Origin of the sequence: Ectothiorhodospira magna (assembly GCF_900110965.1) — a bacterium.
Lineage (GTDB): Bacteria > Pseudomonadota > Gammaproteobacteria > Ectothiorhodospirales > Ectothiorhodospiraceae > Ectothiorhodospira > Ectothiorhodospira magna.
Genome location: NZ_FOFO01000041.1, coordinates 1 through 7,760 on the forward strand (window position 1 = coordinate 1; position 7,760 = coordinate 7,760).

Annotated in this window: 4 protein-coding genes and 1 pseudogene; 2 read left to right on the forward strand and 3 right to left on the reverse strand. The window is 63.9% G+C overall.

The genetic code is table 11. The features are described from left to right. On the forward strand, positions 1–358 hold a 358-nt coding region (locus BMX62_RS12180; protein WP_143339804.1), incomplete at its 5' end, for an RNA-guided endonuclease TnpB family protein. Between the two features lie 50 nt (positions 359–408). Here BMX62_RS12180 and BMX62_RS12185 read toward each other — a convergent pair. Together BMX62_RS12185 and BMX62_RS12190 are read right to left on the reverse strand one after the other, a co-directional pair. After that, positions 409–3,495 (reverse strand): efflux RND transporter permease subunit, encoded by a 3,087-nt coding sequence (locus tag BMX62_RS12185; protein ID WP_090209507.1) that lies wholly within the window; start codon positions 3,493–3,495, stop codon positions 409–411. Between the two features lie 3 nt (positions 3,496–3,498). Beyond that, positions 3,499–4,746 carry an efflux RND transporter periplasmic adaptor subunit gene (locus tag BMX62_RS12190; RefSeq protein ID WP_090209512.1) on the reverse strand — a complete coding sequence of 416 codons (1,248 nt, stop codon included), beginning with the start codon at positions 4,744–4,746 and terminating at the stop codon, positions 3,499–3,501. Between the two features lie 556 nt (positions 4,747–5,302). On the opposite strand from BMX62_RS12190, the pseudogene BMX62_RS13435 reads away from it, so the two are divergent. Next, positions 5,303–5,524, forward strand: a pseudogene (locus tag BMX62_RS13435) (DUF4011 domain-containing protein); the annotation flags it as partial. A gap of 210 nt (positions 5,525–5,734) precedes the next feature. Here BMX62_RS13435 and ltrA read toward each other — a convergent pair. Further along, complete coding sequence (gene ltrA, locus BMX62_RS12200) at positions 5,735–7,066, reverse strand: group II intron reverse transcriptase/maturase (protein ID WP_090209516.1); 1,332 nt, start codon at positions 7,064–7,066, stop codon at positions 5,735–5,737. Positions 7,067–7,760: the final 694 nt, after the last annotated feature.

Below are 7,760 nucleotides of genomic sequence, written 5' to 3' on the forward strand. Positions count from 1 at the left end.
GAAGGTCGGCAACATGATGAAAAACGCCAGACTCGCCAAGCACATCGGCGATGCGTCCTGGTATGCCTTGACCACCAAGCTGGACTACAAGGCCAAGGAGCAGGGCAAGCATCTGGTCAAGATCGACCCGTGGTTTGCCAGCTCCAAAACCTGCCATGTCTGCCAGCACAAGAGGGACGCCATGCCGTTGAACGTCCGGTCGTGGGAATGCCCGGCCTGCCACACACAACATGACAGGGATATCAACGCGGCGCTGAACATCAAGCATCAAGGCATAGTAAAGTTGAAGGCGGAAGGGCTGTCCGTCTCTGCCCATGGAGGCTTGCGTAAGTCCGGCACATCGCCGGCTGCTGCCTGAGAAGTGGGAAGCCTCGCCCGTGGCGCGTCAGCGCTTAGGGCGGGGAGCAGTCACCGGTTCACCAGGCGCTCATGCACCGCCAGCAGGGCAGGGATCACCACCAGCACCAGCACCGTGGCCACCGCCAGGCCGAAGACGATGGATACCGCCATGGGGATCAGGAACTGGGCCTGGACCGAACGCTCGAACAGCAGCGGCACCAGTCCCGCGATGGTGGTGAACGAGGTCAGAACCACTGCCCGCAGGCGCTGGCAGGAAGCCTCCACGATGGCGGCATCCTGACCCAGGCCCTCCGCCCGCAGGGATTGATAGAAGCTGACCAGAATGATGGCGTTGTTGACCACGATACCGGTCAGGCCGAACAGCCCGAACAGGGACAGGATGGTCATTTCCATGCCCAGGAGCCAGTGTCCGGCCAGGGCGCCCAGCAGGCCGAAGGGAATGATGGCCATGACCACCAGCGGCCAGCCGTAGGACCCGAACACCCAGGCCAGGGTGAGATAGATCAGTGCCAGTGCAAAGATCAGGCCCATGCGCATGTCCGCCAGGGTTTCCGCCTGGTCCGCGGCCCGACCCTCGAAGGACCACGTCACCCCATGGCGTTCGCTCAGGGCGGGCAGGACATCTAAGGCCAATTGCTCACGGACCCGGCCGGCATTGTTCAGTGCCCGGTCCACTTCGGCGGACACGGAGATGGCCAGCTGGCCATCGGCCCGGCGCAGGGTCTCGAAGCCCTGGCGGGGCTGGAACTCGGCCACCGTGTCCAGGGGAGCCATGCCGCCCCCCGGCAGGATCACCGTGAAGCGCTCCAGGGTGACGCCGCGGTGACGCTCGTCGTCGGGCAGGATCACGCGCACCTCCACCTCTTCCAGACCCTCCTGAAAGATCTGTGCCAGCGCCCCGTCGAAGGCATGGCGTAACTGGCCGCCGAGGGATTCCGTGGTCAGCCCCAGGGCCAGGCCCTCGGGTCGGAGCCGGTAGATGAGCTGCTCCCGGCCATAGGGCATGTTGTCTTCCACCGCAAACACACCGGGAAAGTCGTTGAGTGTCTCGGCCAGTTCCAGCCCGGCCGCCTTGAGCCGTTCCGGATCCGCCCCGGTCAGGCGGATATCCACGTCCCGACCCGGCGGCCCGGCCTGGCGTTCCGTGATGCTGAACAGTTCGATCCCCGCCGGCATCTGGATGCGGGACTGCCATTCCCGGATGAAGCGGGTATTGCGCACGTCCCGCTGGTCCGGGGAGACCAGTTCCACCAGAAGGGAACCGAACTGGTCGCCCCGGGGTGCCTGCACCGGCCCGCCGGTGTCCACGCCCCGACCCAGGGAGACCACCACGTTGCGGATCAGGTTGCCCCCCAGTTCGGCTTCGGTATCGCGGAGGCTGGACTCCACATGGGCCAGGAACTGTTCCACCCGTTCCGGTGGCGTGCCGGCGACAAAGTGAGCGGCGGCGGTGACCACGGTGCCTTCGGGCGCCGGGAAAAAGGTGAAGCCGATGCGCCCGCCCGCCAGCAGGCCCATGGCCAGGATCAGGACCGCCACCGCGCCCGCCAGGGTGATGCCGGCATGGGCCACCGCCCGGGTGACCAGCCCCCGGAAGGGGCCTTCCCGGAAGGCATCGAAGCGTTGGTCGAAACGGTGACGGAACGATCCGGGCCGGGGTGGTTTGACCTGTTCCAGGCTGTTCTTGAGGTGAAAGGGCAGCACCAGAAAGCTGATCACCAGGGTGGCCAGGATGACGCAGATCACCACCAGGGGGATATCGAAGAGGATGTTGCCGATGATGCCGCCGATGAGCATCAGGGGCAGGAAGGCGGCCACGGTGGTGAGGGAGGCGGAGATCACCGGAGCGATCATGCGCTGGGCGCCCCGCTGGGCCGCCTGGGCTGCGTTCATGCCCCGCTGATACTGGGTGTAGGCATGTTCACTGACCACGATGGCATTATCGACAATGATGCCCAGGGACATGATGAAGCCGAACAGGGACATCATGTTGATGCTGCCACCCAGGGCCCAGAGGGCGAGGAAGGCGGCGGTGAAGGAAATCGGAATGCTCAGGGCCACCCGCAGGGCCAGGCGGCCATTGAGGAACAGGAACAGGATCGCCAGCACCAGGATCAGCCCGCCGGCCCCGTTCTTGAGCAGCAGGCCGATACGTTCCACCAGAGGTTCGTAGAACTGCTCATACACCTGAAGGTGTACCCCCGGCGGCAAGGTTTCCCCTGTGGTCTCCAGCCAGTCCAGCAGAATGGCCGAGGCATCCAGGGCGTCATCCCGTTCCGCCCGTTGCAGGGCCATTTCCACGGCGGGTTGGCCCTGATAGCGCACCAGCACCTGATTATCGCGGGGCCGGCGTTCGATATGGGCCACATCCCCCAGCAGGATCAGCCCTCCTTCGGCGTCGCTGCGCAGGGGCAGGCGGGCAAAGTCCATTGCCTCCCGACCCTGTTCCAGACTGCGCAGCTGGCGGGCGCTGTCATCCCGACCCACCATCCCCGCGGGCAGATCTCGGGAGAGACTGGCGATCCGCTCGCTCACCTGACCCAGGGTCATGCCCAGATCCAGCAGTCGGGCGGTGGATATCTGAATCACCATCTCCTCTTCCGGCAGGCCGGAGAAGTCGATGCGGGCAATTCCCCGGTCCAGCAACTGACGCTCGAACTCCCGCACCAGGGGGCGCAGTTCACCCAGGTCCGGCCCGCTGACCAGCAGCCGGGCGATGGGTTCGTAGCGGATGATGCGGTTGACGATGGGGGTCTCGGTGGCCTCCGGCAGGTTGCGTTGCTGGGCCACCACGTCCTTGACCTGGTCCGTGGCCAGGCTCATGTCGGTGCCGGCCTGGAACTCCAGGGTGATGGAGGCGATGCCCAGGGCCGAGGTGGAAGTGAGGCTGCGCAGACCGTCCACGGTGCGCAGTTCCTGTTCCAGGGGAATGGTGATGCCGGTTTCCACGTCTTCCGCGCTGGCGCCGGTCCAGGCCACCTGCACGGTGACGAAATCCAGGGCGAAGTTGGGGAAGAACTGGGTGTTGAGCTTGAGCAGCGCCCAGGAGCCGGACAGCAGCATCAGGGCCACCAGCAGGTTGGCCGCCACCGGATGCCGCAGGAAGAAGGGGATCACACCACGGGAACGGGCCATGGGTCAGTCTGCCTCCCCGCTGACCCGCAGGCCGTCGATGGCATTGGGCAGCCGGGTGGTGATGATCCGGTCACCCGCGCGCAGGGCCTCGGCGGATACCAGGATGCGTTCGCGGCCGTCCTCGTCCACCCATTCGCCCACCCGTCGCACTGCAAGGCCCTGCATGCGTCCGTCTTCCAGGCGGTAGATGCGATCCAGCCCGTACAGGGCCTCGAAGGGCAGGGCCACCACGTGCTCTCTTGGTGGCAGGGAGAGGCGCAGGCTGACGAAGCGTCCCAGGGGGACGTCCTGGGTATCCGAGACGATCCGGAACAGCCCTTCCACGCCGGCACTGCCGGCCCCGGTTTCACCGGCCAGACGGCTCAGTTCAAGGGTCAGGGGCAGGCCATCCACCCGGGCCTGGGCAACGGACGGGGATGCCATGTCGAGGGCCTGGCGCACCGCCGGCAGATGGACGGCGGGGATGGGGGCGCGCACTTCCAGGGCTTGGGTATCAAACAGGGTCACCAGGGCGTCCCCCACCCGCACCCGGTCCCCTGGGGCGACATTGACGCGGGCGATGCGGCCGTCGAAGGGGGCGCGGACATGGCCCCGTTCCAGATCCAGGGCGGCCTGGGCCAGCTGGGCCTCGGCCCGGCGGATGCGTGCCCGCAGCTGTTCCCGGCGAGCGTCGTAATCATCCAGGGCCAACTGCCGGTTGGCCACGGCCAGGGCCTGCTGCTCCCGGTTGCGCTGGGCCTCTTCCAGGGTGGCGGGGGAACCCAGGTTGCGATTGAGCAGATCCTGGGCCCGGTTCACGGCCCGTTCCGCCAGCGCCAGCAGGGTGCGCTCCCGGTCCAATGCCTCCCGGTCCCGGACGTGGCTTCGTTCCAGGGCCCGCAGCTGTGCCCGCAGGTCATCCAGATCCGCCTGCCGTTGCCGGACCAGCAGTTCCAGTTCCCGGTCGTCCAGGATCACCAGGGTGTCTCCGGCCTGGACCTGGCGACCTTCCTCCGCCGGCACCTGGGCCACGTCCGCCTCCACCGCGGCGCGCAGGCCGGCTGCCCGGGGCGAGGTGACATGGCCGTGGAGCGTGACCTGGGGGGAGAGGGTCCGGGGCGTGATCTCTTCCACCGTCACCCGCCACACCCGCTCCGCCACCTGCCGGGGCGGTTCGGAAGGCCGGGTGATCAGCAGCAGGACGAACCCGCCGATACCGATGGCCAGCAGGATCAGGGGCAGCAAGCGCTTGATGCGGGGGGGCAGGGTCATGGGCGGCGAGGGCTGGGGTGAGACGGCATTGTAGCCGGGTTGCGGGGGTAATTCAGTGTTTGCTTAATAAAGAATCTGTTCTGGCTTATCCAGGATGCCATGGCGGCGGATTGCCCGTGCCGCTGTACGCACCATTGGGGGAAATACCACGGTCTGATCCATGCCACATGCTCAAGGCATGAGGATGTTAAGTATTGAAAAGTGGCGGATGAAACACCGCGCTGACAGTGGCCTCCGGGAAGGTCGGCCTGAGTGCGGGTGAAGCATTGAAACAGAGCCGGAAGTCAGGCTATGTTTAGTCAAATACGCTCGCCAAGGAACTCCCCGGCATGGCTCCACAATCTCTGAAGGAACCCGCAAAGGCTGTTTGCACTTGCCAGACTGCCGTCCATGGTCTGTTTGTCAGCCCATCAAGAGCACAATCCCCACAGTAAAAATCTTCTGTCATGCTTGCCATGCAGATAATCACTTATATGTTGGTATACAAGGCGTACCGATGAACCAAGGACTAAATATAAAAAAAACACAGGCATATCAGTCGCTTGAAAATCTACGAATGCGGCTTTTGGATCTGACGGCGCGTAATCGGCTGATCAATTTCCGCCACAGCAAGGCCGGTAGCCTGCGTGTGATTGATGAGCTTCCGAACCAGTTGGTGGAAAAGCTTTTGGCGGAAACGGAGATACGCTTTGCGGCAATTCCCGAACCAACCGAAAAAGAGTTGATTTCGGCGGGATATCTAGAAATCGAAGAGGAGAGTCAGCGGGTAGTTCGGTTACGCAACGATCCAAGTGCCGAGGAGTGGGCCAGGCAGCTTGGCTTTGCCACCAGTTACGAAGTGCCTGAGTCATCAGTTGACGATGGTTCGGGTAAACACTCGGACAATGCCATCCAGACCGCCGGGTGGCCGCGGGTGATTACTCACCCGCGGCTCCCACAGATCCGGACTTGCCCAATTAAGGCATCCGGCTCCTCAGTCCAACATTCGCTACGTGACATAGATACTGTGTACCACCCGCACGGGCGGGAGAGGGTAGCGCTTGAGCAGACGGTTGAAGGTCGACCAGTCAAGGCGCGTCGCGTGGGAGCGACGATTAAGCCATTTGTGCCAGCTTCGGTAAGTCGCGAAGCGGAATCGCGACAGTGCTCGCGCATTGCCGGTGATTCCATAGTAGGCGTCGTGGCCCCTGAGCTTGCGACTCAGCGCCCGCTGTTGCTCCGCCAGTGGCAGGTGGCGATTAAAGCGGCACCACTGCCCGATCTGCCGCATGGCACGGCGGAACCGATCTCTGGCCGTCTTGCGTTGTACAACCCAGCGCCCCTTCCTGGAGCGCCCCCAATAGTGGGTGAAGCCGAGCAGGTCGAAGCTGCGGTCCCGTTGGGTTCCGCAGCCCTTCCCAGCCCTTGAGGGGCGACGGAAGTCCAGCAGTCGGGTTTTCTCTGGGTGAAGCGTGAGCCCGAAGCGTTGGAACCGCTTGGGTAACACTTCCATCACCCGTCTTGCGTCGTCTTCCCGCTCGAAGGTCAGCACCGCATCATCCGCAAAGCGGGCCATGAAGGCCCGCCCCCGCAGACGCGGTTTAACCTCCCGCTCGAACCAGCGGTCGAGCACTTCGTGCAGGTAGATATTCGACAGTAACGGGCTGATGACCCCACCTTGCGGGCTGCCCCGCTCGGGTCGACTGAGAACCCCGTCTTCCATAACCCCGGCTTGCATCCACTTGCCCAGGGCGCGGCGAACCACGCCGTCACGTACCCTTTGGTCGAGAAAGGCGTTGAGATGACTACGTTCCATAGTGTCGAAGAACGACCGGATATCGAGGTCAATCACCCAGCCTCCGCCAATGCCCATCAGCCCCTGCCAGAGCGCTTCAACCGCTTGGTGGGCACTGCGGCCCGGTCGGAAGCCATACGAGCAACCCAGAAAATCCTGCTCGTACACCGGTTCCAGCACCATGAGCACAGCCCGCTGAAGTACTTTGTCCTCCAGAGTGGGGATGCCGATGGGCCGGGTCTTGTCCTTCGTTCCCGCCTTGGGAATATGCACGCGCCGCACTGGTGGCGCACGGTAGCGGCCGCTCTTGAACCGTTCGAGCAGGTCGCTCAGGTTCTCGTGCAGTCTCTGTTCGTACGCCTCAGCGGTCACGCCGTCCACACCCACAGCGCCATCCTTGCGCGTGCGACGATAAGCTTCTTCCAGCCACCGCAGATCAATGTGGTGTGCCAGTGTCAGTAGTGCCGTCTCCGGTGCCTTTCTCGCCAATTCCGCGATCGCCTGTTGTCGCGTTGAGATGGTCTCGCGATCCAATGCTCGCGTCATCTATCCCTCCAGACGTGTATTTAGACCGATCGGCCGCTTCCCTCGGATGGGTCCTCTCGGGTGAGTTCCCCACCGTCATCAGTACTATCAGCCGACTCCGATTGCTGACCCGCCGTCCCACCGCGCTTCGTTGCCTTCGCTTGGTGGTACTTTGCGTTGTGCCGTCTTCGCGCCCACCCGGCCGGCACCTATCGGGTGGGCGATGCTGGACCACTTGTAGCGCGGCGCCCGCGCCGCCTGTCTCGCAAAGAGCGAATCAGCCCTCCCAGGTTCCTGGGTGACCCTTGCGTACATGCCCTGCTCTCAGACCCCGGCGGGGAGTGCAGACCCGACCCTCTCGGTCTGCACTCTGTTGCCTTCCGCACCTCAGATGACGTCGGCCCCACGTTTCGGGAATTTCGAGGCTCAATCACACGGCCTGCACGCCCCCTGTGTACGCTTCGCAGACTAGGTCGCCCATGGCCCACGCAACACTCGGTTCCGGTGGCGGGTCTGCCTTACCGGTTCGGGACTTTCACCCGTCGGGTCACAGTGAAGGGTTTCAGCACGCCTCTTCCTTCGACGTGTCCTCCTCCTTTCCCAGGCTTTGCCTGGCGCAACTGAAGTATCCCCACGAAATCATGCAGGGAGCCTGGTGGCAAACACGGTTCGTATTGCTGATCTGATGCTGTTTAGGGTGTCGTCGCGGATGTCG